This is a genomic window from Actinoplanes couchii (assembly GCF_016862075.1).
GTDB lineage: Bacteria > Actinomycetota > Actinomycetes > Mycobacteriales > Micromonosporaceae > Actinoplanes > Actinoplanes couchii.
Genome location: NZ_BOMG01000035.1, coordinates 57,889 through 83,281, shown reverse-complemented (window position 1 = coordinate 83,281; position 25,393 = coordinate 57,889). Strand labels below are relative to the sequence as shown.

Below are 25,393 nucleotides of genomic sequence, written 5' to 3'. Positions count from 1 at the left end.
TGGATCTTTCGATGGCCAGACGAGCCACCGCTCTCCTGCTCCCCGTGGTGACCCTGGTCGCCCTGCTCGCCGCCTGGTATGTACTGGTCCGCGTCTACGACGTGCCGCCGCAGGTGGTGCCCTCGCCGGAGACGATCGGCAGCGAGCTGGCCCGGCTGCCGGAGTACCTGGCGGAGCAGTCCTGGTACACGTTCAAGGAGGTCTGGTTCGGGTTCGGCATCGCGGTCGTGGTCGGTGTCGCCATCGCGCTGGCGATCTCCTCGTCCGACCTGGTCGACCAGGCCGTCTCCCCGCTGCTGATCGGTTTCAACGCCATTCCGAAGATCGCCATCGGCCCGATGCTGGTGATGTGGTTCGGCTTCGGGATGGAACCCAAGATCTTCGTGGTGGTCCTGCTCTGCTTCTTCCCGATCGTGCTCTCCACCGCGGCCGGCCTGCGGGCGGTCCCGGCCGAGATGATCGAGCTGACCCGGTCGCTGGAGGCCTCCAGGATCAAGACCTTCCTTCTGGTACGGGTGCCGTGGGCGCTGCCCCAGTTCTTCACCGGCCTCAAGCTGGCAATCTCGCTGGCCTTCGTCGGCGCGGTGGTCGGCGAGTTCATCGGCGGCGGCCGGGACGGCATCGGTTACGTCATCGTCTCCGCGAAGGCCCAGATCCAGACCGGTCTCGCCTTCGCCGGGATCTTCCTGCTCGCGCTGATGAGCATCTTCTCGTACTACCTGGTGGTCGCCCTGGAACGCCTGCTCCTTCCCTGGGCCAGGGAGACCACCTCCTGATCGTCCGGCTATTCGGCTATTCGGCGGCCAGGTTGGCGGTGATCGAGTCGCGGACCGCTCGACGGGCCGGGATCACCGACGCGGTCAGGGCGGCCAGCGCGGCGATCGCCAGCAGCACGGCCAGCCGGTCCCACGGGATCGTCAGCTCCAGGCCGTCGCCGTCACCCGCGACCGACTTCAGGCCGGAGATCGCGATGCCGATGCTGAGCAACGTGCCGATGATGGTGCCGGTCAACGCCATCACCAGCGCCTCCGCCGACAGTGTCAGCCGCAGTTGGCGCCGGGTCAGGCCGATCGCCCGGAGCATCGCGTTCTCCCGGGTCCGCTCCACCACCGACAGGGTCAGCGTGTTCGCCACCCCGACCAGCGCGATGATCACCGCCAGCGACAGCAGCGCGGTCACCACCGCCAGGGCCTGGTTCATCCGTGCGTTCAGCCGATCCACGTACTCCGCCTTGTTGTAGGCGACCGCCGACGGGAACGCGTTCAGGACCCGGTCCAGGGTGGCTCGCGCTTCGGCCTCGGCGACTCCCGGCGGCGGTTCGACCTGGACCTCGGTGAGGAACGCGTACTCGAACCGCTTCTTGATGTCGTCGGCGGTGAGCCAGACCGTCCGGTCGCCGGGTCGCACACCGGCCACCGGGAACGCCTGCCCCTGAACGGTGACCGTGCCGCCGACCGCGATGCCCAATCCGGCCGAGACCAGCGCCGACCCCTGGGCGGGCGCGTCCCGTCCGGCGGTCAGCACCTCGGCGTTGAGGGCGTCGTCGTAGACCTGATAGCTCGGGTAGACCGTGCCGACCTCCGGCCGGTCCCGCAGCACGGTGGCCAGTTCGTCGGGGATCAGGGTGGTATCGGTCGATCCGGTCACCAGGAAGTGCGCGAACATCTTCTCGTCGGCCGCGCGCTCGGACGGCGCCTCGGTGCTCTTGGCCAGCAGGGTGACCGTGGCGATCAGGGTGACCCCGACGACCAGGGCGTTCGTGGTGGTGGCGATCCGGCGCGGGTTGCGCACCGCGTTGGCCAGCGCCAGCGACACGGTCGCCCCGCCGAGCAGGGCGAACGGCTTGCTGACCACCCGGACCAGGGCCGGCACCACGGCCGGGCTGAGCAGCAGGAACCCGGTGACGGCCAGCAGCGCGCCGCCGACCACCAGGCCCACCTGGTTCGCGATGGCCAGCAGTCCCGCGCCGATCGCCGCGACCAGCCCTCCGGAGATCATCCGGAACCGCCCGGCCGGCCGGGCGACCTGCACGGACGCGTCACCGAGCGCGGCCACCGGCGGTACCGCGGTGCCCCGCCGGGCCGGCAGCATCGCCGACACCATCGTCACGCCGACTCCGACGGCCATCGCGATGAGCACGGTCCCGCCGGAGAGCACCGGGGTGACCCCGCTCGGCGCGCCGACCGAGGCCAGCGCGGCCGGCAGTCCGAGCGCCAGCAGGACACCGGCGCCCAGCCCCAGCACCGAACCACCGAAACCGATCACCGCCGCCTCCACCAGCACCGACCGGAACACCTGGCGCCGGGTGGAGCCGATCAGCCGCAGCAGCGCGGTCTCCCGGGTGCGCTGGGCCAGCACGATGGTGAACGTGTTGGCGATCACGAACGCGGCCATGCACACCGCGATCACTCCGAAGCCGAGCAGCGCGTTGCGGAACTCCTCGGCGTTGCCGACCGCGGAGTCCATCGCCGATCGTACGAGCTGATCATGGGTTCGGGCCTCGATGCCGACGGCGGCGCCGAGCCGGGCCGCGAGATCGTCGGGGGAGACCCCGTCCGCGGCGGAGACCACGATCGTGGTCGCCGGATAGCCGGCCATCGCCGCCATGTCCGGGGTCGCCATCACGACCAGGGCGCCCTGGGTGTCGAACCCGCCCTTGGTGGACGAGGTCAGCCCGACCAGCCGGTATTCGCGGGCCTCCGAACCGAAGTTGCTGACCTGGACGGTCGCGCCGATCGGGATGCCCTCCCGGCTCGCGGTGCGCTTGTCCAGCACGATCTCCCCGGCAGCGGCGGGCATCCGGCCCTCGGCGGCCCGGATCGGCTGCAGCCCGGGATCGGCCGACACGTTGACCGCCTTGTGGTCACCGAGCACCTTGCGGGCGCCGCCGTCGAAGGACAGACCGATGTTGAACATCGACCAGACCGGCTCGGCGGCCCGCACCCCGTCCACCTTCCGGACCCGGCCGATCAGCGCACCACCGTCGTCGTCACTGGAGATCGACTCCATCGACAGTCCGACGTCGACGTTGTCGTACTGGGTGGCGGCCTGCGCGGTCAGCATCGAGGACAGGCCGTCGGTGAACATCAGGCTGCCGGAGACGAAGGCCACCCCGAGCACCACCGACAGGGAGGACAACAGCGCGCGGGTCAGATTCGCCTTCGCGGTACGCAGAACCAGTGACAGCATCGTCAGTCACCGCCCGATCCGGTCGGCGTGCTCCAGCATCGCCACGATCTGGTCCGGGGACGGGCTGTCCAGGGCGGCGGCGTACCGGCCGTCGCGCAGGAAGACCACCCGGTCGCAGCGGGCCGCGGCGTGCATGTCGTGGGTCACCATCACCACGGTCTGGCCCAGCTGGGAGACCGCGTCGCGGAGCAGCCCGAGCACCTCGTCCCCGGAGCGCGAGTCCAGGTTGCCGGTCGGCTCGTCGGCGAAGATCACCCACGGCCGGGTGATCAGCGCGCGGGCCACCGCGACCCGCTGCTGCTGGCCGCCGGACATCTCCGACGGCCGGTGCCCGAGCCGGTCGGTCAGGCCCACCGCCGCCACCACCTGGTCGAACCAGGCCCGATCCGGTTTCCGGCCGGCGATCGCCAGCGGCAGCAGGATGTTCTCCTGCGCGGTCAGCACCGGCAGCAGGTTGAACCGCTGGAAGACGAACCCCACGTGATCACGGCGCAGCAGCGTCAGCTTCTCGTCGTTCAGGCTGCCCAGGTCGGTGTCGCCGATCCGGACCGCGCCGCTGGTCGGCTTGTCCAGCCCGGCCAGGCAGTGCAGCAGCGTCGACTTGCCGGAGCCCGAAGAGCCCATGATCGCGTGAAACCGGCCGGCCTGGAACGAGACGTCCACGCCGTCCAACGCGGCGACGGCGCTCTCCCCGGTGCCGTACACCTTGCTCAGGGCGGTCGCTTGCAGAGCGGGCATCAGTGCTCCCGTGGTCGATGATCGGTGTCGTCATCGACGCTAGGAATCATTCAAGGGCGACAGATCCACCCCGATGACCATCTTTCCCGTACGACTTGAGTCGTACTCAGTCCCCACCAGGTCGTACCAGACCCGACTCGTACGCCCAGACCACCGCCTGCACCCGGTCCCGCAGCTGCAGCTTGCCCAGGATCCGGCCCATGTGTGTCTTCACCGTCGCCTCGGCCACCTGCAACCGGCCACCGATCTCGGCGTTCGACAGGCCCTGCGCCACCAGCAGCAGCACCTCGGTCTCCCGGTCGGTGAGGTCCTCCGGCGCGACCCGGGCCAGCGACTCCGGGCCCAGCCGCCCGGCGAACCGGTCCAGCAGACTCCGGGTCACCCGCGGCGCCACCACCGCCTCCCCACCGGCCACCACCCGGATCGCGGACAGCAGCTCGTCCGGCGGCACACTCTTGAGCAGGAACCCGCTCGCCCCCGCCTGCAACGCCGCGAACGCCTCCTCGTCGGTGTCGAACGTGGTCAGCACCAGCACCCGGGGCGACGGTCCGGCCGCGCAGATCTGCCGGGTCGCGGCCACCCCGTCCAGCACCGGCATCCGCAGATCCATCACGACGACGTCGGCCTCGACCGTCCGCAGCAGGCGCAACGCCTCCGCGCCGTCGCCGGCCTCCCCGACCACCGTGATGTCCCGCTGGTAGTCCAGCACCAGCCGGAAACCGGCCCGCACCAGCTGCTGGTCGTCGACGAGCACCACCCGGATCATGCTTTCTCCCCCAGCGGAATTCTGGCGCGCACCCGCCAGCCACCGGCCAGCACCGGTCCGGCGTCGAACGACCCACCGTAGAGCAGGGCCCGCTCCCGCATGCCGACCAGCCCGTGCCCGCCGGTGGACGGCGGCCCGCCGGTCCCGTCGTCGGTGACCTCGACGTCCACCGCCCCCGGCGCGTACCTGACGTGCACGACGGCCGACGTCTCCGGCCCGCCGTGCCGCAACGTGTTCGTCAGCGACTCCTGCACGATCCGGTAGATCGCCAGCGCCACCCCGTCCGGCATCTCCGGCGCCGCGCCGTCCTGTCGCAGCTCGACCTTGAGCCCGGCGGCACCGGCCCGTTCGACCGCCGCGTCCACACCACCCAGCGGGGTGGCCGACTCCCCGGCGTCCCGCAGGATCCGGACCAGCTGCCGGATCTCCTCCAGCGCGTCGGCGCCGGTGGCACTGATCGTGGTCAGCGCCTGACGGGTCTGCTCCACGTCGTGGTCGAGGGCGTACTTCCCGCCGTTGGCCTGCAGGATCATCACCGACAGCGAATGCGCGACGATGTCGTGCAGCTCCCGGGCGATCGCCGCCCGCTCCTCGGCGATCGCGAGCCGCGCCGACTGCTCCCGCTCCCGCTCGGCGGCCGCCCGGCGCTCCCCGGCCGTGACCCGCTGCTGCCGGAGGAACCGGGCGCTCAGCCCGGCCGCCCACACCACCGCCGCGAACGCCGACAGCTGCCAGGCCGTGCTGAGGAAGTCCATCGGCTTCAGCGCGGTCACCGCATCCGCGCTCGGCGGCCGGGACACGATCAGGAAAGCCGCCCAGAGCAGGCCCGCGATCCCGCCGGCCGCGGCGGACCACAGCGTCGCGGCGTGGGCTACCACGGCGTACGTGGCGACCGCGACGGCGATCAGCAGCATGCCCTCGTGGATCCGGGTGCCGTCGACCTCGATCGGCGAGATCACCGCGGCGAGCAGACCGACCACCGCGAGCACCACCAGCGGCCGGTGCCGGCGCCACATCAGCGCCGTGCCGACCAGCACCCCGAAGACCAGCCCACCCAGCCGGAACTGATGCCACCACCAGAGCGACAGCCCGGCCACGGCACAGCTGACCAGCAGGTCGACGAGGACCGGATGCTTGGCTATGACGACTTTTGCAGTGACGGCTTCTGCAGTGACGGCTTCTGCCATGACGGCGAGAGTAGCGGCAGGTCCGGAGCCGATCGTCGGTATTGAGGTGCCCCGGCGGGGTACACCTCAATACCGAGTCTCCACGGCTGCCGACCGGCCAGGCGATGACGGCTCACCCCGCCGTGGCGGTTTCCGGTGAGTCTTCACAGCCCCCCGTTCGGCCTGAGGACAACCGTCCGGATCAGCTTCTACCCTGGCAACCCTCCGGTCTGCCCACCAGAGACTTCACCGGTAACTCACCCGTACTATCGCGGGGTGACCGGTGGATCTGCCTTCGGGCTCGCGGTGCGGGCCCACCGGCGGCGGCTGGGACTGTCGCAGGAGGACCTCGCCGAGCGCATCGGGATCAGCACCAGCACCATCGGCAAGGTGGAAGCGGGCCGGATCAGCCAGCCCCGGCCGGCCACCGTGCGCCTCCTCGCCGACGCCTTCGGCCTGACCGGCGCCGAGCGCGACGAGTTCTGCGGCGGCGCCGACAGCCCGCCGCCCGCACCCCGGGTGATGAGCCTGCTGCCCCCGGACGTGCATCCCTTCGCCGGCCGCGCCGACGAGCTGGCCCGGCTGGACGCGCTGCTGGACGGCCAGAGTGGACGGCCGTCGGTGGCAGTCATCGCGACCCTGTCCGGGATGGCCGGGGTCGGCAAGACCTCGCTCGCGGTGCACTGGGCCCACCGGGTCGCCGATCAGTTCCCGGACGGCCGGCTCTACGTCAACCTGCGCGGCTTCGACCCCTCCGGCCGGGTGATGGATCCGGCCGACGCCGTCCGCGGATTCCTGGACACCCTCGGAGTTCCCGCCGAGCAGATCCCGGCCGACGCCGACGCCCAGGCCGGCCGGTACCGCAACCTGCTCGCCGGCCGCCGCGTCCTGATCGTGCTCGACAACGCCCGCGACGCCGAACAGGTCCGTCCGCTGCTGCCCGGCACCCCGACCGCCGCCGTCCTGATCACCAGCCGCAGCCAGCTGACCGGCCTGATCGCCACCGACGGCGCGCGCCCGATCCAACTCGGCGTGCTGAGCCCCGAGGAGTCCCGCGACCTGCTCAACGAGCGGCTCGGCAAGACCCGGGTCGCCGCCGAACCGGGCGCCCTGCCGGACATCGTCGAAGCCTGCGCCGGCCTGCCGCTCGCGCTGAGCATCGCCGCCGCCCGGGCCCAGCAGTCCGGGTTCCCACTGGCCGCGCTCGCCGCCGACCTGAACGAGGCCGGCCACCGTCTCAACGTGCTGGACGCCGGCGACCCCCTCAGCGACGTCCGGGCCATCTTCTCCTGGTCGTACGCCACCCTCACCCCGCCGGCCGCCCGGCTCTTCCGGCTGCTGGGGGTGCACCCCGGCGCCGATCTGTCCACACTCGCCGCCGCGGCCCTGGCCGGTGAGCCGGTGCCCGAGACCCGCCGGCTGCTGTCCCAGCTCACCCGGGCCAACCTGGCCACCGAGCGCCTGCCCGGTCGCTACAACCAACACGACCTATTGCGCGCGTACGCCGCCGAACTGGTCGCCCCGGACGAAGCCGGCGCCGCCGAGGCCCGCATCCTGGCCCACTACGTGCACACCACCTGCGCGGCGAACCGGCTGCTGTACCCCACCCTGAATCCGATCGCCGTACCGCTCGGGCCGTTGCCGCCCGGCGCCGCCGTCGAACCGATCGCCGGCCAGCAGGCGGCCCTCGCCTGGCTGACCGTCGAACACGGCAACCTGCTCGCGGCCGCCGCGCACTCCGTCGCCGCCGGGCTGCACACCTACACCTGGCAGCTCGCCTGGGGCCTGGACACCTTCCACTACCGGCAGTCGCACCCGCAGGACCAGATGACCACCTGGCGGGCGGCCGTCACCGCGGCCGAACGACTCGACATCCCCGGGGTGCGGGCCTACACGCACCGCCGTCTCGGCGAGGCCTACCGCGGGCTCGGCCGCTCCGACGAGGCGTACGCCCAGGTCCGGGAAGCTCTGCGGCGCTACCGGGACGCCGGTGACGTGGTCGGTGAAGGTGACGTGCACCTCGACCTGTCCATGCTCGCCGAGCTCGAGGGCAACCTCGACGAGGCGCTGGAGCACGCCGAGCACGCGCTCACCGCCTACCAGTCCGCGGACGCGCAGGACCGGGCACTGGCCCGCTCCCTGAACACGGTCGGCTGGTTCCGGACCCTGCTCGGCGATCACGAGGCGGCCCTGGAGTTCTGCCGGAAGGCGCTGGCCATCAACATGCGGCTGGGCATCGAGGAGAGCATCGCCTCCACCCTGGACAGCCTCGGTCACGCCTACCGCCGGCTCGGACGCTACGACGAGGCCGTCGACCATTGCCGCCGGGCCGTCGAGATCTTCCAGCGGATGGGTTACGGCCCGCTGACGGCCGAATCCCTGGAACGCCTCGGCGACACCCACCGGGACGCCGGTCATCCGGAGGCCGCGCGCGAGGCGTGGACCCGCGCCCTGGAGACCCGGACCAGGCTCAACCACGAGGCAGCGGTCCAGGTGCTCAAACAGAAGCTTCACTGACCGTTTTTACTGACCGTTTTTTTACTGACCGACGGTCATCCGCTGCAGGCCGATCGTGGCGACCAGGTCGAGTCGGCCGCGCGCGTCCGTCCCCGGCCGGGCGGTGCTGACCACCATCCGCAGATCGGTGCTCTGGGTGGTCAGCACATTCGAATCGATGTCGATGTCGCCGACCTCCGGATGCTCCACGGTCTTGCTCGCGGTCTCGTGCTCGGCGACCGCCCGCAGCTCCCACCACTCCCGGAACCGGGGAACCCTCGTCAGCCGGGCCACCAGGGCGATCAGCTCGGGATCCTCCGGGTATCGACCCGTGCTCGCCCGAAGGTCGGCCACCAGCGACTTCTCGAACTCGGCGCGCTCCACGGCGGTCTGCCGAACCCGGGACGGGCGATCCTCGAACTGGCCGATCAGCATGCTCTGACCGGCATCGGGCCGGCCCGCCGGATCGCCGTAGGTCGCGGCGAACAACGGGTTCCAGTGCAACAGCCGCCAGGTCGCGTCGTAGATCCCGATCGGGTTGCCGGACAACTGCTCCATGATCCGGAGCAGGCTCGCCGGAATCAGCCGCGGCACCCGCCCCGGCCCGGCGGTGTGCCCCGCCAGCCGCATCAGATGCGCCTGCTCGTCGTCCGACAGCCGCAGCGCGCGGGCCAGCGCCGCACACACCTGCGCCGACGGGGTGGTCGTCCTGCCCTGCTCGAGCCGGATCACATATTCCACCGAGATGCCGGCCAGGGTCGCCAGCTCGGACCGCCGCAACCCGGCCACCCGCCGGGCCGGATGGCGCGCGAACCCCAGCTCCGCCGGATCCACCCGATCCCGCCAGGCCCGCAGCTCCGCACCGAGTCGACTCATGCCCCCATGGTCCCCCGAACGACCCGGCCGTGGGTGGTACAGATATTGCCACCATCATCTGTGGCTCCCCCATCTCCGGCCGCGGCCGCAGGCTCGATGGCATGAACACCACGATCACCCTCGCCGGGAACCTGACCCTGAGCCGCATCGGCTACGGCGCCATGCAGCTGGCCGGCCCCAACGCCTTCGGCCCGCCCCGCGACCGTGCCGCCGCCGTCCGGGTACTGCGGACCGCCGTCGAGCTGGGCGTCACCCACCTGGACACCAGTGACTACTACGGCCCGTGGACCACCAACGAGATCATCAAGGAGGCGCTGCACCCGTACCCGGCGGATCTCCGCATCGTCACCAAGGTCGGCTTCCGCCGCACCCCCGACGGCGACTGGGAGCCGTCAGCGCACGACCTGCGCGCCCAGGTGGAGGGCAACCTGAAGCGTCTGGGCCTGGACACCCTCGACGCCGTCAACCTCCGGGTCGCCGGCCCCGGCTCCCTGGCCGACGCGTTCAGCGAGCTGGCCGCCCTACGGGCCGAGGGCCTGATCCGACACCTGGGCGTCTCCAACGTCACCGCCGACCAGGTGGCCGAGGCCCGGAAGATCGCCCCGATCGTCTTCGTGCAGAACATGTACAACCTGGTCCTGCGCGGCGACGACGCTCTGGTGGACGCCTTGGCGGCCGACGGCATCGGCTACGTCCCGTTCTTCCCGCTGGGCGGTTGGAGCCCACTGCAGTCCACCACCCTCGACGAGGTGGCGGCGTCAGTGGACGCCACCCCACAACAGACGGCTCTGGCCTGGCTGCTCCAGAGGTCCCCCACCATGCTGCCGATCCCCGGCACGTCCTCGGTGACCCACCTACGCGAGAACCTGGCCGCCGCCGACCTGACCCTGCCCACAGAAGCGGTGACCCGCCTGAACACCCTGGCCGCCTAAGCCGCGGCGCGGAGGCGGGCGAAGAGAGTGGTCGCGAGGAGCGCGGTGGGTCGTGTCCACGCCCCGGTGAAGGCCTGCCAGCGAGCCGGCGAATCACCGCAGATCCGGACCACCTCGGCTGCCGACCGGGGACCGTAGACCGCATGTCGCTCCAGAGTCTGCACTGGTAGCCGCCACGCGAGGTCGTCGGTCATGTACCTCGAACCGAGCGCATGGTCGACGGCCTCGTCCCGGTGCTGGCCGCGTCGGCTCAGGAGATCGCGGAGGACTTCCCGGGGATCCGCCATGGCAGAGAGTTCGTCATCGGCCGGGAACACCGCCGGTGACTCGGTCTCAGTGGAGGAGAGGCTCGGGGTTCTCCTCCGTTTCTCGAGCGCTTGCGTGCACAGCCGGTAAAGCCGTCCTCGCTTACGAGCGGACGCTTGAAGATCCTGAACATGGTCGAGGTCGAGCCGGTCCAAAAGATGAACGAGCCCCTTCTCGGGAATCTTGCCCTTGTCGACGAGCAGATCGACGAACCGGTAACGGCGCAGATCCGTCCAGGGCTTCGTGACGCCTCCGGCGAACAGGGGAGTGGCGCGATCGAACACGGCAGCCCGCGTCAACGCTTCCCGAAGAGCGCTGCCGGCCAGATCGGGGTTCTGAGCGGTGTCGCGCGAGCCACGGCCGTCCGTCCACATCTTCGCCGCGTCGAGGTACTGCAGAGTCGCGATCACCTTGTGGGCCGCCTCCCGAGTCTCCACGCGGGACAGCGCGGCCTTGATGACGTACCCGGTGGTGCGAAAGCGGTGGAGTAGAGCAAGTGCCTCTTCCGGCGTGCAGGCATCGTCGGCGACGAGCGAGGCCGCCCGGTACGCGGGCACGCTGTCCAGAAGCGCATTGCGGGTGTCCGAGTCGAGATCCTTACGGCGGAGCAGAGCAACCGAGTCCTGATCGGTGACGTGATGATCGAGGAGTCTCGTAGTGAGCTGTCGTCGGCCCTCGGCAGGCAGTTCTGGCATCTCGGTGAGGTGATGCCAGAGCCGACCGGGTGGTACGAAACTGGACGGATCCCACGAGGGTGATCCAGTTGCACCCGCATTCCCTGGCGACGTCGTCCGTCTCTTTCTCGGCAGGCCGACTGCCAGGCGTGCGGCTTCGAGATCGTCGACCACGAAGACGTCCTGACTCCATTGTCCCGGCCAAGCCGCCAGCAGCAGGTCCTCGTCGTGCGCCGTGCCGAGCATCCTTCGTTTCTCGGTTTCGGACTCGGCCTGTGCAACCGAGCCATCCAGTCCGACATGAATCAGGGTCACCGGCTCGGATAACCAAGGAATCTCTGGATTCGCGCTGGTCGAACGCAGTGCAGACGCATCGAATCGAGCCTTGGACGTCATCCGCGACTACTACGAGCCACATCGATATTCCGGAACGGAACAGGGACCGCAGGCAAGCCACAGTTACCGGCACCCCGTTTCGCCGGCCGGGTGACTCCGCACACCGGCAAGCAGGGCGGTGCTCAAGTCGTACCGAAAGAAAAGATTGAAGCCGCACCGAATCACTCACCGTAACCACCGATGGTGCGGGGATCCGGGGGCGGAGCCCCACGGCGCGGAGTCTGAGGCTCGGGCCTCAGGAAGGAAAGCACAATGGGCACCGGTCCGCGCTTTCCGCGGACACAGGTGCCCAATCCCAATTGTGCCCCCGGCAGGATTCGAACCTGCGCTTTCGCCTCCGGAGGGCGACGCTCTATCCCCTGAGCTACGGGGGCTCAGTGAGGAAAGACTAGCAGGGCCCATAACGGCCTGGCCAACCGGTATCGCTCATAACGAGCGGGCCGCCGGGAAACCCTGACGGCCCGCTCGTTGTAGCTGGTCAGGAGGCTGCGCTGATCTCCTTCTGGAGGGACTGCATGTCGGTCAGCTCGCGTTGCTGGCTGTTGACCGTCAGCTCGGCGGCTTCCACGACCTCCTGGTCCTTGCTGAGTTTGATGACCTCCTGGGCCATGTGCACGCCGCCCAGGTGGTGCTGGATCATCAGTTCCAGGAAGAGTTTGTCCTCTTCCAGGCCGGTGGCCTCGCGGAGCTGTTTGAGCTGTTCCTGAGTGGCCATGCCGGGCATCAAACCGTTGACCACGCTCTCCGCGCCGTTGGGCATCCACGCCATCGGCGTCTGGCTACCGGTCGGCTGGAGGCTCCATTCACGGAGCCAGGCCTGCATCATGCCGATCTGGCCCTGCTGGTTGAGGGCGATGTCGACGGCCATGGTGCGGACGTCGGGGTTCTGGGCGCGGGTGTACGCGATCAGCCCCATCTCGACGGCCTGGGTGTGGTGGGTGGTCATGTCGCGGGCGAAGCCGGCCTCGGGGGAGTCGTCGCCGGGCAGGCTTTCGCCGCGCGGCACCACGAACCCGATGACGGCGCCCAGGACGATCCCCAGCAGCAGGGCGACCGGGATCCAGTAACTGAACCGGCGGGAACTCAAGGTCAGCTCTGCGGGGCGGTGCCGGTGGCGGAGACGCCGCTGTCGCAGAGTGCGGTCGGGCCCTCGATGGAGGCGTTGACGCGCAGGGCCTTGATGAACTCGTCGATGCGCGGGTCGTCGACCGAGTCGAGTTTCAGCTGGTAGCCCCAGGCCTGCAGGGAGACGGTGTTGGTGAGACCCGGGTACGGGCTCATCAGGGTCTTCTCCCGGCCCTCGACCTTGGCGGCCAACTTCGCGACCTGGTCGGCGGGGAGGCCCTCTTTGTACGCCACCCAGACGGCGCCGTGCTCGAGGCTGTGCACCGCGTGCTCTTTGGCGATCGGAGCGTCGTAGACGATGCCGTTGCAGTTCTGCCAGCTCGGGTTGTGCTCGCCGGCGACCGGCGGGTCCTGGGCGTAGGTGAGCGCGCCGTTCTTGTGCTGGCTGCCCTTGACCAGGTCGGGGTCGGTCTCCCGGAAGTTCACGATGTCGGCGATGGCGGAGGCCCGCTCCTCCCAGGGGATGCCGGCCTTCTTGTCGGACTGGACGGAGGCGGCGACGCTCCAGCCGATGATGCCGACGGCGATGAGGACGACGACACCGGCGACGGCGATCGGGCCCCAGTTGCGACCGCCCGCGACCTTGACCGGGGTGACGGGCTTGCGGCCCTTCTTCCCGCCCTTGCCTCCGGGCCGGTTGGGGCCACCTGGCCGACCGCCGGACGGCTTGCCCGCCGGGGGCTTACCCTGACCGGTGGTCTTGTCGACCTTGACGGTGGACGGGACCCGTTCGGGCCCCGGGGTGCTCATGCTCATCGTGCCTCGTCGATTCGTCAAAACGGGAAGGGCAGGGGCTCGGGTGGCCGCCGAACGCCGAAGTCTACCCCCGATAGCATGGTTGAGTGACTCCCGCCAACCTTGCTGACACCGTTCTCTCAGCCGCTCGTGCCGTTTTCGAGACGCGCGGACTCGACGTCGCGCTGCTTCCCGTCACGACGACGGTGGAGCGGCCACGCAACCCCGAGCACGGCGACTACGCGTCGAACCTGGCCATGCAGGTGGCCAAGAAGGCGGGCGTCGCGCCCCGTGAGCTCGCCACGGCTCTCGCCGAGGAGCTGGGCCGGCGGGACGAGATCGCGGCGGTGGAGATCGCCGGCCCCGGCTTCCTCAACATCCGGCTGGAGAACGCGGCGCTCGGTGCGTTCGCCGGCCTGGTGCTGACCGCCGGTGCGGCGTACGGGCGGAACACCGCCCTGGCCGGGGAGCGGGTGAACCTGGAGTTCGTCTCGGCGAACCCGACCGGCCCGATCCACCTGGGGCACACCCGCTGGGCCGCGGTCGGTGACTCGCTGCGCCGGGTGCTGAGCGCCGCCGGCGCCGAGGTGACCAGTGAGTACTACGTGAACGACGCGGGTGTCCAGATGGACAAGTTCGCGCGCTCGCTGTTCGCGGCGGCGAATGGTCAGGCGGCCCCGGAGGACGGCTACGGCGGCGACTACATCGCCGAGATCGCACAGCAGATTCTCAGCGTGGATCCAGGTCTGGCGGGTCAGCCGGCCGAGACCGCCCTGCCGGTCTTCATGGCCCGCGGCTACGAGCTGATGCTCGCCGAGATCCGGGAGAGCCTGGACCGGTTCGGGGTGCACTTCGACGTCTGGTTCTCCGAGCAGACGCTGCACAACGGTGGCGCGGTCGAGCACGCCATCGAGACGCTGCGCAAGCAGGGTCACATCTTCGACGACGGCGGCGCGGTCTGGCTGCGCACCACCGACTTCACCGACGACAAGGACCGGGTGCTGATCCGGTCGAACGGGGAGAAGACCTACTTCGCGGCCGACGCGGCGTACTACATCAACAAGCGCGAGCGCGGCTTCGACCGCTGCATCTACCTGCTCGGCGCCGACCACCACGGCTACATCGGCCGGCTCAAGGCGATCGCCGCGTGTGCCGGCGACGACCCGAAGCAGAACATCGAGATCCTGATCGGCCAGCTGGTCAACCTGGTCCGGGCCGGTCAACCGGTGCGGCTGTCCAAGCGGGCCGGCAACATCATCACGCTGGACGAGCTGGTCGAGGCGGTCGGCGCGGACGCCGCCCGTTATTCGCTGGCCCGCTCCTCGACCGACTCCATGCTGACGCTGGACATCGAGGAGATCACCCGGAACTCCAGCGAGAACCCGGTCTTCTACGTGCAGTACGCGCACGCCCGGATCTGCTCGCTGCTGAAGAACGCCGAGGAGAAGAAGGTCGCCCGGGGCGAGGACTACGACCCCGCGCTGCTCTCCCACGAGCGCGAGCGGAACCTGCTCAAGACGCTCGGTGACTTCCCCGGAGTGGTCGCCACCGCGGCCGAGCTGCGGGAGCCGCACCGGATCGCGGTGTACCTGGAGGAGCGGGTGGCCACCGACTACCACCGCTTCTACGACGCCTGTCAGGTGCTTCCCAAGGGCGACGAGCCGGTTTCCGAGTACGCCGCACCACGCCTGTGGCTGATGGAGGCCACTCGTACGGTGCTCGCCAACGGTTTGGACCTTCTCGGGGTCTCCGCTCCGGAGAGGATGTAAGCATGCGCGCACACGAGGCCGGGGCCCTGCACGGCGAACTCGGCAGCCGCGGGCCGGCCTGGCTCCGTTCTCCCGAGGACGTGAACGCTCTCGTCCCGCAGCTGTGGCCGCGGACCGTGACCCGCACCGGCGCCGGCGCCCTGGAGATCGGCGGGGTCGGCGTCGCCGAGCTGGCCGCCGACTACGGCACGCCCGCCTATCTGCTCGACGAGGAGGATCTGCGGGCCCGCTGCCGGGACTTCGCGGCCGCCTTCGCCGAGGCCGACGTCTACTACGCCGGCAAGTCGTTCATCTGCAAGGCCGTGGTCCGGGTGATCGAGGAGGAGGGTCTCTTCCTCGACGTGTGCTCCGGCGGCGAGCTGGCGGTGGCGCTGGCGGCCGGGTTCCCGCCCGAGCGGATCGGCTTCCACGGCAACAACAAGTCGGAGTCCGAGCTGCGCCGGGCGCTGGACGCCGGGGTGGGCCGGATCATCGTCGACTCGTTCCACGAGATCGCCCGGCTGAGCGCGCTGGCCACCGAGCTGAACAAGCGGCCCGGTGTGCTCGTCCGGGTGACGGTGGGTGTCGAAGCACACACCCACGAGTTCATCGCGACCGCGCACGAGGATCAGAAGTTCGGGTTCTCGCTGGCCGGCGGGGCGGCGTTCACGGCCGCCGCGCAGATTCTCGACGAGGACGTGCTCGACCTGCGCGGCCTGCACTCGCACATCGGCTCGCAGATCTTCGACACCAGCGGTTTCGAGGTGGCCGCGCGGCGGATCCTGGAGCTGCAGGCACAGATCCGCGACGCCCGCGGGGTGGAGCTGCCGGAGCTGGACCTGGGCGGTGGTTTCGGTATCGCGTACACCACGCAGGACGACCCCGCGACCCCCGGTGACCTGGCCAAACGCATCAACAAGATCGTCGAGTCGGAGTGTGAGCTGGCGTCGCTGCGCAAGCCACACCTGTCGATCGAGCCGGGCCGGGCGATCGTCGGCCCCTCGGTCTTCACGCTCTACGAGGTGGGCACGGTCAAGGACGTCGACGGGATCCGCACCTACGTGAGCGTCGACGGGGGGATGAGCGACAACATCCGGACCGCGTTGTACGACGCCTCCTACTCGGCCACGGTCGCCAACCGCCAGAGTGTGGCGGAGCCGATGCTCGCCCGAGTGGTGGGAAAACATTGTGAGTCCGGGGACATCGTCGTGAAGGATGAATTCCTGCCCGCCGACGTGCAGCCCGGAGATCTTCTCGCGGTCCCCGGAACCGGTGCCTATTGCCGGAGCATGGCCAGCAACTACAACCACGTTCCTCGGCCGCCAGTGGTGGCGGTGCGTGATGGCGCCGCCCGCGTCATCGTGCGGCGGGAGACCGAGGACGACCTGCTTGCATTGGATGTTGGATGAGCCCCGTGAAGTCGATCCGCCTTGCTCTCCTCGGCTGCGGAGTCGTCGGTACCGAAGTGGTTCGGCTGCTCCACGAACAGGCCGACGATCTGACCGCCCGGATCGGCGCCCCGCTCGAGCTCGTCGGCATCGCGGTGCGGCGTCTCGGCCGGGAGCGCGGTGACCTGCCGGTCGATGCGTCACTGTTCACCACCGACGCGCTAGGCCTGGTCAAGCGGGACGACGTGGACGTGGTCATCGAGGTCGTCGGCGGCATCGAGCCGGCCCGGACCTGGCTGGTCGAGGCGCTGCGGGCCGGCAAGAGCGTGATCACCGCCAACAAGGCGCTGCTCGCCGAGGACGGGGGCGCGCTGCACGACGCCGCCGCCGAGGGCGGTGCGGACCTCTACTACGAGGCCTCGGTGGCCGGGGCGATCCCGCTGCTGCGCCCGCTGCGCGAGTCCCTGCACGGCGACCGGGTGACCGCGGTCACCGGCATCGTGAACGGGACGACCAACTTCATCCTCTCCTCGATGGCCTCCACCGGCGCCGGCTTCAACGAGGCCCTGGAAGAGGCGACCGAGCTGGGGTACGCGGAGGCCGACCCCACCGCCGACGTGGAGGGTTTCGACGCCGCCGCCAAGGCCGCCATCCTCGCCTCGCTGGCCTTCCACACCCGGGTCACCGCCGCCGACGTGTTCCGTGAGGGCATGACCGGGGTGACCGCCGGTGACATGGCCAGTGCCCGGGAGATGGGCTGCACCATCAAGCTGTTGTGTATCGCGCAGCGCACCGCCGAATCGGTGAGTGTCCGGGTGCACCCGGCGATGATCCCGCTGAGCCACCCGCTGGCCGGCGTGGGCGACGCCTTCAACGCGGTGTTCGTCGAGGCCGAGGCGGCCGGCCCGCTGATGTTCTACGGCCGGGGCGCCGGTGGCCGGCCGACCGCCAGCGCGGTGCTCGGCGACATCGTCGCGGCCGCCCGGAACCGGCTGACCGGCACCCGGGCGCCGAGCGAGAGCAACTACGCCTCGCTGACGGTCCGGCCGATCGGCGAGTCGATGACCCGCTACCACATCAGCTTGGACGTGGCCGAGAAACCGGGCGTCCTGGCCAGCGTCGCCGGGGTCTTCGCCCGGCACGAGGTCTCGATCGCGACGGTCCGCCAGTCGGGCCGTGCGGATGACGCCAAATTGGTCATCGTCACCCATAGCGCTCCGGACTCGGCGCTCGCTGCCACGGTCGAGGCGCTGTCCGGGCTGGATGTCGTCCGCTCCATCGCCAGTGTGCTTCGCGTCGAGGGATCGCCGTCCTGAATAATGGCCTCGAAATCCCGAGGTTTGAACAGCGAAGAGGAGTACGGCCATGTGGCGGGGCTTGATCGAGGCGTACCGGGACCGTCTGCCGGTTTCCGCCACCACCCCGGTGATCTCGTTGCACGAGGGGAACACTCCGCTGGTGCCGGCGCCGGTGCTCTCCCAGCGCACCGGGGCGGACGTCTACCTGAAGGTGGAGGGCGCCAACCCGACCGGCTCGTTCAAGGACCGCGGCATGACGATGGCCGTCTCCAAGGCGGTCGAGGAGGGCGCGAAAGCGATCATCTGCGCCTCCACCGGCAACACCAGCGCCTCCGCCGCGGCGTACGCGGCCCGGGCCGGCATCACCTGTGCGGTGCTCGTCCCGCAGGGCAAGATCGCGCTCGGCAAGCTGGCCCAGGCGCTCGTGCACGGCGCCCGCCTGCTGCAGGTGGACGGCAACTTCGACGACTGCCTGGCGCTCGCCTCGAAGCTGTCGCAGGACTACCCGGTCGCGCTGGTCAACTCGGTGAACATCTTCCGCCTGCACGGGCAGAAGACGGCCGCGTTCGAGATCGTCGAGGCGCTCGGTGACGCCCCGGACATCCACTGCCTGCCGGTCGGCAACGCCGGCAACATCTCCGCCTACTGGATGGGTTACCAGGAGGACGCCGAGGCGGGGAACAGCACCCGTCTGCCGAAGATGTACGGCTTCCAGGCCTCCGGCGCCGCCCCGATCGTGAACGGCAAGGTGGTCGAGCAGCCGTCGACGATCGCCACCGCGATCCGGATCGGCAACCCGGCCAGCTGGACCAAGGCGCTGGACGCGCGGGACTCCTCGGGCGGCCTGATCTCGGCGGTCACCGACCGGGACATCTTGAACGCGTACCGGCTGCTCGCCCGTGAGGTGGGTGTCTTCGTCGAGCTGGGCAGCGCGGCCAGCGTGGCGGGTCTGCTCCAGCAGGCCGAGGCGGGCCGGATCCCGGCCGGCTCGCGGGTGGTCTGCACGGTGACCGGCCACGGCCTGAAGGACCCGGAGTGGGCGATCTCCACCGCCCCGTCCCCGACCGTGATCGCCAACGATGCCCTGCTCGCGGCGAAGGCCCTCGACCTGGCCTAGAGCCGCCTAGGTCCTGGGTGGCGGACCTAGCTTTCCGGAGTTTCCCCAGCGGCCGCGGCCCGGTCTGACAGACTGGCTGCGGCCGCTTCGCGGACCAGCAGTTCCATGGCCTGGGCCACGATCGCCAACTCCTCGGCTGAGAGCCGGCTGAGGATTTCGCGCTGTTTCGCCACCCCTGCCGTGATGATGCCCTCGATGACTTCGGTCCCCGCCTTGGTGAGTCCGATCCGGCGTACCCGCCGATCGTTCCGATCCTCCGCGCGTGTCACCAGGTCCTGCACGACCAGGCGGTCCACCATGCCGCTGAGGGCGGCCGCGCCGACCCCGATCAGGCGGGCCAGTTCACCGCCGGACAGGGTGCCGTGCCGGGACAGCAGCAGCATGATCTTGAGTTGCGACATCGTCAGGTGCGACGAGAAGAGCGGATCCGAGCGGTCGTCGGCGAACAGGTGCTCGAGCTGGATCGACGAACCCATGATGTCCGCGATGAGCTTCTCTTTCTGGCTCAGCGCCCGCTCCTTGCTCGTGTTTCCAACCTGTGACGGGACGTTACCAGCAGCCCTGGTGAAAAACTATTTGTTCGCGTCATGCAAACTATCAGTATCGACCGAACCTTTCTCGGGGGAGCTCCCATGTCAGCTCTGACACGGCTCAGCCTTGCCAACCGAGGTCTCGTAGCCCTGATAGCCCTGGTCATCAGCGGCTTCGGGATCTATGCGATCCCGTCACTCAAACAGCAGCTCCTTCCCTCGATCGAGCTGCCCGCCGCGTTCGTCAGCGCGGTTCTGCCCGGCGCCTCACCGGAGACCGTCGAGTCCCAGGTGACCAAGCCGATCGAGGACGCGGTCAAGGGCATCGGCGGTGTCGACACGGTCTCCTCGACCTCGCGGGAGAACGTCTCCAGCGTCGTCGTGATGTTCGAGTTCGGCACCGACATCGAGTCCGCCGTCAACCAGGTCACCACCTCGGTGAACCGGATCCAGTCGCAGCTGCCGGAGAGCGTCGACCCGACGGTCTTCGCCGGCGGCACCGATGACATCCCGGCGATCGTGCTCGCCGCCTCGGGCGGCACCGGCGAGGCGGACCTGCTCGCCAAGCTCAACGAGATCGTGATCCCGGAGCTGAACAGCATCGAGGGGGTCCGCGACACCCAGGTCACCGGGGCCCGCGCCAGCCAGGTGGTGATCACGCCCAACCTGGCCAAGATGGGTGCGGCCGGGGTCAGCCCGCAGGCGCTCACCCAGGTGCTGCAGACCAACGGCATCTCCATCCCGGCCGGCGCCGTCGTCGAGGCGGAGAAATCGCTTACCGTGCAGGTCGGCACGCCGATCACCTCGGTGGAGCAGCTCAAGGGGCTCTACCTGTCCGGCGCCCGTGGCCCGGTGCTGCTCGGTGACATCGCCGCGGTGGAGAGCAAGCTGCCGACCGCCGAGTCGTACACCCGCACCGACGGCGTGGACAGCCTCGGCATCGCGGTCACCGCCCGCCCGGACGGCAACCCGGTCTCGATCTCGCACGAGGTCCGGGACATGCTCGACGAGCTGCAGAAGGACTCCGGCGCCACGCTGACGGTGATCACCGACCAGGCGCCGTTCGTGGAGCGGTCGATCGAGAGCCTGACCACCGAGGGCCTGCTCGGCCTGGTGATGGCGGTCGTGGTCATCCTGGTCTTCCTGCTCAGCGTCCGCTCGACCCTGGTCACCGCGGTCTCCATCCCGCTGTCGGTGCTGGTCGCGCTGATCGCCCTGTGGGTCGGTGACTACACGCTGAACCTGCTCACCCTCGGCGCGCTGACCATCGCGGTGGGCCGGGTGGTGGACGACTCGATCGTCGTCCTGGAGAACATCAAACGACACCTGGAGTACGGCGAGGAGAAGGTCCAGGCGATCCTCGGCGCGGTCCGCGAGGTCACCGGCGCGGTGGTGGCGTCCACGCTCACCACGGTCGCGGTCTTCGCTCCGATCGCCCTGGTCGGCGGCCTGGTCGGGCAGATCTTCTCGTCCTTCGCGATCACCGTGACGGTGGCGCTGCTGGCATCGCTGGTGGTGGCCCTGACCATCGTGCCGGTGCTGGCGTTCTGGTTCCTCAAGCCGCCGCCCGCGGGCGCCGACACCGAGGCGGTCCGCAAGGCCGCCGAGGAGAAGGAGCTGCGCAGCCCGCTGCAGCGCGCCTACCTGCCGGTGATCCGGTTCGCCACGGGCCGGCGCTGGACGACCATCGCGCTCGGCCTGCTGGTGCTGGCCGGTACCGTCTTCCTCGGCCGTGGCCTGGAGACGAACTTCCTCGACCAGTCGGGGCAGGACAGCATCTCGATCAGCCAGGAGATGCCGGCCGGCACCAGCCTGGCGGCCACCGACGCGGCGGCCGAGAAGGTCGAGGACATCCTCAAGGGCCGTTCCGAGGTCGTCACCTACCAGGTGACCGTCGGCGGCAGCTCGGCCAACCCGTTCGCCGGGGGTGGCGGGGCCGGTGTCGCGTCGTACAACGTGGCGCTCGGCGAGGATGCCGACGCCGAGAAGCTCACCACCGAGCTGCGCGAGAAATTCGACCAGCTGACCGACGCCGGAGAGATCAAGATCGGTCAGGACAGCTCGGGTCTGGGCAGCAGCGGCCTCAACGTGCAGGTCTCCGCCGCCGACAACGACGTGCTGGCCGCCGCCACCGAGCAGGTCCGGGCCGCGATGGCCGGGGTCACCGGCGTCAGCGACGTGGACACCACTCTGAAGGAGAGCGTCCCGCGTCTGGACGTGGTCGTCGATCGTAAGGCCGCGGCTGCCGCCGGGCTCACCGAGGCGCAGATCGGCCAGACCGTGGCGGGCATGTTCCGCAGCGCCCCGGCCGGTCAGATCAGCATCGACGGCGCCAGCCAGGACGTGGTGATCTCGTTCGGCGCCGCGCCGGCCGACGCGGCCGCGCTCAAGGCCCTGCCGCTGACCACCGCCAAGGGCATCGTCCCGCTGGACCAGGTGGCCGACGTCAAGCAGGTCGACGGTCCGGTGACGGTGACCCGGGTGGACGGCAACCGCACCGCCTCGGTCACCGGCGCGGTGGCCTCCGGGGTCAGCCTGACCACGGTCAGCGCGGATCTCACCAAGCAGCTGACCGCCCTGGACCTGCCGCCCGGCGCGGAGTACGAGATCGCCGGTGTCGGCGCCGACCAGGCCGAGGCGTTCGAGCAGCTGGGGCTGGCCGTGCTGGCCGCCATCGCGATCGTCTTCATCATCATGGTCGCCACCTTCCGCAGCCTGCTGCAGCCGGTGATCCTGCTGGTGTCGATCCCGTTCGCGGCGACCGGCGCGATCGTCCTGCTGAAGGTCACCGGCACCGCGCTGGGCGTGCCCGCGCTGATCGGTGTGCTGATGCTGGTCGGCATCGTGGTCACCAACGCGATCGTGCTGATGGACCTGATCAACCACTACCGGGCCGAGGGCCTGGGCGTGCGGGAGGCGGTGATCGAGGGTGGCCGGCACCGGCTGCGCCCGATCCTGATGACCGCGATCGCGACCATCTTCGCGCTGATCCCGATGGCGCTCGGCCTCACCGGCGAGGGCGGCTTCATCTCGCAGCCGCTGGCCATCGTGGTGATCGGTGGTCTGCTCAGCTCGACGCTGCTGACCCTGGTGCTGGTCCCGACGCTCTACACGCTGGTGGAGGAGCGCAAGGAGCGGTCCCGGGACAAGCGCCGGGCCAAGCGGGAGGGCAAGGGCTCGCCGCGGCACGCCGCCGACGAGTCGGCCGAGGAGGAGCTGGTCCCGGCCGGCCGGGGCGGGGCGCACGAGGCCCGGTCCGAGGCGACCGGCCCGACCGGTGTGAAGTCCGCGCTGCGCGGCTTCACCGACCAGTTCGAGGTGCTGAAGATGCCGCCCGGGCCGGTCAACCCGGCTGAGTGACAGGTATCGCGAACGAGGCCCGGTCCCGATGGGGGACCGGGCCTCGTTTCTATAAGGTCGGTACGTGCCAGCAGCGTTCTCGGTCCTTACCCGCAACCGTGACTTCCGTCGTCTCTTCGGCGCTGAGCTGGTGGTCCTCGGCGCCGACTGGTTCATCATGGTCCCGCTGCTGGCTTTCCTGCCGGAGCTGACCGGCAACGGCACGCTCGGTGCGCTGATGCTGGCCGTGGACACCGGGATCCTGGCGTTGATGCTGCCGTTCACCGGCACCGTCGCGGACCGGTTCGACAGGCGCCGGATCCTGGTCCTGGCGAACATCGCGGCCCTGCTGTCGGTGCTGCTGCTGTTCGCGGTCCGGTCCGCGGAGACCGCCCCGCTGGCCCTGGTCGCGGTCGGTTCCCTCGCGATCGCGAAGGCGTTCTACACCCCGGCCGCCTCGGCCGCCCTGCCGAACGTGGTGGATCCGGCCGATCTGGCGGCGGCCAACACCATCGCCGGCTCGGCCTGGGGCACCATGACGGTGGTCGGCGCGTCGCTGGGCGGCCTGGTCAGTCAGGTGTTCAGCCCGTACGTCTGCTTTGCCGTCACCGCGATCCTGCTGCTCGCCGGCAGTGTTCTGACCGCCCTGATCAAGCGGCCGATGCAGGCGCCGCGCAGCGGCGACACCGAGCCGCCCCGGGCCCTGGCCGCGCTGATCGAGTCGCTGCGCTACATCGTCCAGCGGCCGCGGCTGCGGGCCCTGGTCACGGTCAAGTCGGCGGTCGGTCTCGGCAACGGGGTGCTCACCGTCTTCCCGCTGATCGCGGCGGCGCACGGGGTGGGCGCGCTCGGTCTGGGCCTGCTCTTCGCGCTGCGCGGGCTGGGCGCGCTGATCGGCCCGCTGGTGATGCGGCCGGTGCTGAACCGCCCGGCCCTGCTGCTACCCGGTCTGGCGCTGTCGATGGGCCTGTACGGGCTGGGCTACCTGGGCGTGGCCTTCGCGCCGTGGTTCCCGCTGATCGTGGTGCTGGTCTTCGTCGCGCACTTCGCCGGTGGCAGCAACTGGGTGCTGTCGAACTTCGCTCTGCAGGGCGCGGTGCCGGACGCGCTGCGCGGGCGGGTCTTCGCCACCGACATGATGCTGGCGACGCTCGCGATCGCGGTCAGCCAGCTCGGCGCCGGAGCGGTGATCGCCACCGCCGACCCCCGGTGGATCATCGCGGGTTGCGCGTCGATCACCCTGACCTATGCGATCGTCTGGCGGATCGCGACCCGTCGGCTGAGTCCTTCGGCCGAGCCGACATTCGGGACCACCGGGACCGGGGAGCTTCCCCGGAAATGATCAACCCCTAGCATGTGGCGATATGGGCTTGTCCTTCGTCACCGATCCGGTCTCCGTCAGCACACCGGCGACCAGCGCCAATCTGGGCCCGGGCTTCGACGCCCTGGGTCTGGCCCTGACGCTGTACGACGACCTGACGGCCCGCGTGACCACCGGCGGCTTCAGCGTGACGGTGACCGGTGAGGGTGCCGGCGACCTGCCGTCCGGCGCCGACCATCTGGTGATCCGTTCGATGTTGACGACCTTCGACGAGGTCGGTGAGCGCCCGCCGGGCATCGCGCTGGAGTGTGTGAACCGGATTCCGCAGGCGCGCGGCATGGGCAGTTCGTCGGCGGCGATCGTCGGCGGGGTGCAGCTGGCCCGCGGCCTGATCACAAACGGTCACGAGATCATCGACGATGCGGCGGCACTGCGGATCGCCGCACGCATCGAGGGTCATCCCGACAACGTCGCCCCCTGCCTGCTCGGGGGCTTCACCATCGCCTGGACCGAGGAGGGCGGCGCGCGCGCCGTCAAGCTCGCGCCGGCCCCGGGCGTACGGCCGACGGTCTTCATCCCGTCCGAGGTGGGGTACACCGCCACCGCGCGGGCGGCGCTGCCGGCCGAGGTGCCGCACCGGGACGCGGCGTTCAACGCCGGGCGGGCCGCGCTGCTCACCCACGCGCTGACGACCGACCCGTCGCTGCTGCTGCCGGCCACCGAGGATCGGCTGCATCAGGGCTACCGCGCCGCGGGGATGCCGGCCACCGCCGCTCTGGTGACCGCCCTCCGATCGGCCGGAGTGGCCGCCATGGTCAGTGGCGCGGGTCCCACCGTGCTGGCGTTGACGCAGGTCCCGGCCGATTTCGAGCCGGGCGCGCACTGGCGCGGCGAAGTGCTGGGCGTGGATGACACCGGTGCTTGTGTGAAAGGGGGTATGGTGGAACACGCCGAGCGGGGCCCTGTTGCCGCAGGTCGCACGAGTTGACTACGCTCAAGACCTAGCACAGCCGCGAAGCAAGCGATCTCTGCGGTTCGGCGCACCCCCGAGATTTCTGGGCCAGCTGGCCTATCTCAATTCTCATCAAGGCAAACGCCGGGCAGCACACCCTGATCGCTGCACTCGCCGAGACCTACCCGTCAAGCCCTGACGGGCAGGGATACCGGTCGAGCTGCCGTGCTGCACAACTCCCGCGCCGCTGTTGCGAAGCGGGTTCCGAGGGCACCCGGCCCACGCTGCAGTTCCGGGTGAT

General features: G+C 70.1%; 19 protein-coding genes and 1 tRNA gene. 10 read left to right on the top strand and 10 right to left on the bottom strand.

Features of this window, described 5'->3' with window-relative positions:
• The first annotated feature begins 11 nt into the window (after nucleotides 1–11).
• Entirely contained in the window at nucleotides 12–776 is a 765-nt protein-coding gene (locus Aco03nite_RS11595) for an ABC transporter permease (RefSeq protein ID WP_203795044.1), read from the top strand.
• A gap of 16 nt (nucleotides 777–792) precedes the next feature.
• On the opposite strand, the gene Aco03nite_RS11590 is transcribed toward Aco03nite_RS11595, so the two are convergent.
• The 4 genes from Aco03nite_RS11590 to Aco03nite_RS11575 form a co-directional block, all read right to left on the bottom strand.
• Nucleotides 793–3,189, bottom strand: coding sequence for an ABC transporter permease (locus tag Aco03nite_RS11590; RefSeq protein WP_203795043.1), 2,397 nt, complete (start codon nucleotides 3,187–3,189; stop codon nucleotides 793–795).
• Nucleotides 3,190–3,195: 6 nt separating this feature from the next.
• On the bottom strand, nucleotides 3,196–3,927 hold the full coding sequence (locus Aco03nite_RS11585) for an ABC transporter ATP-binding protein (protein WP_203795042.1): 732 nt from the start codon (nucleotides 3,925–3,927) through the stop codon (nucleotides 3,196–3,198).
• A gap of 106 nt (nucleotides 3,928–4,033) precedes the next feature.
• Nucleotides 4,034–4,693 carry a response regulator gene (locus Aco03nite_RS11580; RefSeq protein WP_203795041.1) on the bottom strand — a complete coding sequence of 220 codons (660 nt, stop codon included), beginning with the start codon at nucleotides 4,691–4,693 and terminating at the stop codon, nucleotides 4,034–4,036.
• The gene (locus Aco03nite_RS11575; protein ID WP_203795040.1) at nucleotides 4,690–5,880 is read right to left on the bottom strand and encodes a sensor histidine kinase; all 1,191 of its coding nucleotides are present in this window, start codon (nucleotides 5,878–5,880) and stop codon (nucleotides 4,690–4,692) included. The genes Aco03nite_RS11580 and Aco03nite_RS11575 overlap by 4 nt, the downstream gene beginning before the upstream one ends.
• 255 nt (nucleotides 5,881–6,135) lie before the next feature.
• Here Aco03nite_RS11575 and Aco03nite_RS11570 point away from each other — a divergent pair, with 255 nt between their 5' ends.
• Entirely contained in the window at nucleotides 6,136–8,376 is a 2,241-nt protein-coding gene (locus tag Aco03nite_RS11570) for an ATP-binding protein (protein ID WP_203795039.1), read from the top strand.
• 21 nt (nucleotides 8,377–8,397) lie between these two features.
• Here the strand turns inward: Aco03nite_RS11570 and Aco03nite_RS11565 are convergent, their stop codons facing one another.
• Nucleotides 8,398–9,231 (bottom strand): helix-turn-helix transcriptional regulator, encoded by an 834-nt coding sequence (locus Aco03nite_RS11565; protein WP_203795038.1) that lies wholly within the window; start codon nucleotides 9,229–9,231, stop codon nucleotides 8,398–8,400.
• Between the two features lie 101 nt (nucleotides 9,232–9,332).
• On the opposite strand from Aco03nite_RS11565, the gene Aco03nite_RS11560 reads away from it, so the two are divergent.
• A complete protein-coding gene (locus Aco03nite_RS11560; RefSeq protein WP_203795037.1) occupies nucleotides 9,333–10,163 on the top strand; it encodes an oxidoreductase in 831 nt (276 codons plus the stop codon).
• Here the strand turns inward: Aco03nite_RS11560 and Aco03nite_RS11555 are convergent.
• The 4 genes from Aco03nite_RS11555 to Aco03nite_RS11540 all read right to left on the bottom strand — a co-directional run bounded on the left by Aco03nite_RS11555 (nucleotide 10,160) and on the right by Aco03nite_RS11540 (nucleotide 13,420).
• A complete protein-coding gene (locus tag Aco03nite_RS11555) occupies nucleotides 10,160–11,539 on the bottom strand; it encodes a hypothetical protein (RefSeq protein ID WP_203795036.1) in 1,380 nt (459 codons plus the stop codon). The genes Aco03nite_RS11560 and Aco03nite_RS11555 overlap by 4 nt on opposite strands.
• 302 nt (nucleotides 11,540–11,841) lie before the next feature.
• Nucleotides 11,842–11,913, bottom strand: a tRNA-Arg gene (locus Aco03nite_RS11550).
• A gap of 104 nt (nucleotides 11,914–12,017) precedes the next feature.
• Nucleotides 12,018–12,626, bottom strand: a complete 609-nt coding sequence (locus Aco03nite_RS11545; RefSeq protein WP_203795035.1) for a DUF305 domain-containing protein — start codon at nucleotides 12,624–12,626, stop codon at nucleotides 12,018–12,020.
• A gap of 2 nt (nucleotides 12,627–12,628) precedes the next feature.
• Nucleotides 12,629–13,420: a thioredoxin-like domain-containing protein gene (locus Aco03nite_RS11540; RefSeq protein ID WP_203795034.1), complete on the bottom strand. Its 792-nt coding sequence runs from the start codon at nucleotides 13,418–13,420 to the stop codon at nucleotides 12,629–12,631.
• An 86-nt stretch (nucleotides 13,421–13,506) separates the two neighbouring features.
• Here Aco03nite_RS11540 and argS point away from each other — a divergent pair, with 86 nt between their 5' ends.
• The 4 genes from argS to thrC are packed head-to-tail and all read left to right on the top strand — an operon-like array spanning nucleotide 13,507 to nucleotide 18,950.
• Complete coding sequence (gene argS, locus Aco03nite_RS11535) at nucleotides 13,507–15,168, top strand: arginine--tRNA ligase (RefSeq protein ID WP_203795033.1); 1,662 nt, start codon at nucleotides 13,507–13,509, stop codon at nucleotides 15,166–15,168.
• Nucleotides 15,169–15,170: 2 nt separating this feature from the next.
• Nucleotides 15,171–16,556, top strand: a complete 1,386-nt coding sequence (gene lysA, locus Aco03nite_RS11530) for a diaminopimelate decarboxylase (RefSeq protein WP_203795032.1) — start codon at nucleotides 15,171–15,173, stop codon at nucleotides 16,554–16,556.
• The gene (locus tag Aco03nite_RS11525) at nucleotides 16,553–17,851 is read left to right on the top strand and encodes a homoserine dehydrogenase (protein ID WP_203795031.1); all 1,299 of its coding nucleotides are present in this window, start codon (nucleotides 16,553–16,555) and stop codon (nucleotides 17,849–17,851) included. The genes lysA and Aco03nite_RS11525 overlap by 4 nt, the downstream gene beginning before the upstream one ends.
• Nucleotides 17,852–17,900: 49 nt before the next feature.
• The gene (gene thrC / locus Aco03nite_RS11520; protein ID WP_203795030.1) at nucleotides 17,901–18,950 is read left to right on the top strand and encodes a threonine synthase; all 1,050 of its coding nucleotides are present in this window, start codon (nucleotides 17,901–17,903) and stop codon (nucleotides 18,948–18,950) included.
• Between the two features lie 26 nt (nucleotides 18,951–18,976).
• On the opposite strand, the gene Aco03nite_RS11515 is transcribed toward thrC, so the two are convergent.
• Complete coding sequence (locus Aco03nite_RS11515; protein ID WP_203795029.1) at nucleotides 18,977–19,426, bottom strand: MarR family transcriptional regulator; 450 nt, start codon at nucleotides 19,424–19,426, stop codon at nucleotides 18,977–18,979.
• Nucleotides 19,427–19,582: 156 nt separating this feature from the next.
• On the opposite strand from Aco03nite_RS11515, the gene Aco03nite_RS11510 reads away from it, so the two are divergent.
• The 3 genes from Aco03nite_RS11510 (at nucleotide 19,583) to thrB (ending at nucleotide 25,128) form a co-directional block, all read left to right on the top strand.
• Complete coding sequence (locus tag Aco03nite_RS11510; protein WP_203795028.1) at nucleotides 19,583–22,840, top strand: efflux RND transporter permease subunit; 3,258 nt, start codon at nucleotides 19,583–19,585, stop codon at nucleotides 22,838–22,840.
• 64 nt (nucleotides 22,841–22,904) lie between these two features.
• On the top strand, nucleotides 22,905–24,161 hold the full coding sequence (locus Aco03nite_RS11505) for an MFS transporter (protein WP_203795027.1): 1,257 nt from the start codon (nucleotides 22,905–22,907) through the stop codon (nucleotides 24,159–24,161).
• A 22-nt stretch (nucleotides 24,162–24,183) separates the two neighbouring features.
• Nucleotides 24,184–25,128 carry a homoserine kinase gene (gene thrB / locus Aco03nite_RS11500; RefSeq protein ID WP_203795026.1) on the top strand — a complete coding sequence of 315 codons (945 nt, stop codon included), beginning with the start codon at nucleotides 24,184–24,186 and terminating at the stop codon, nucleotides 25,126–25,128.
• Nucleotides 25,129–25,393 lie beyond the last annotated feature (265 nt).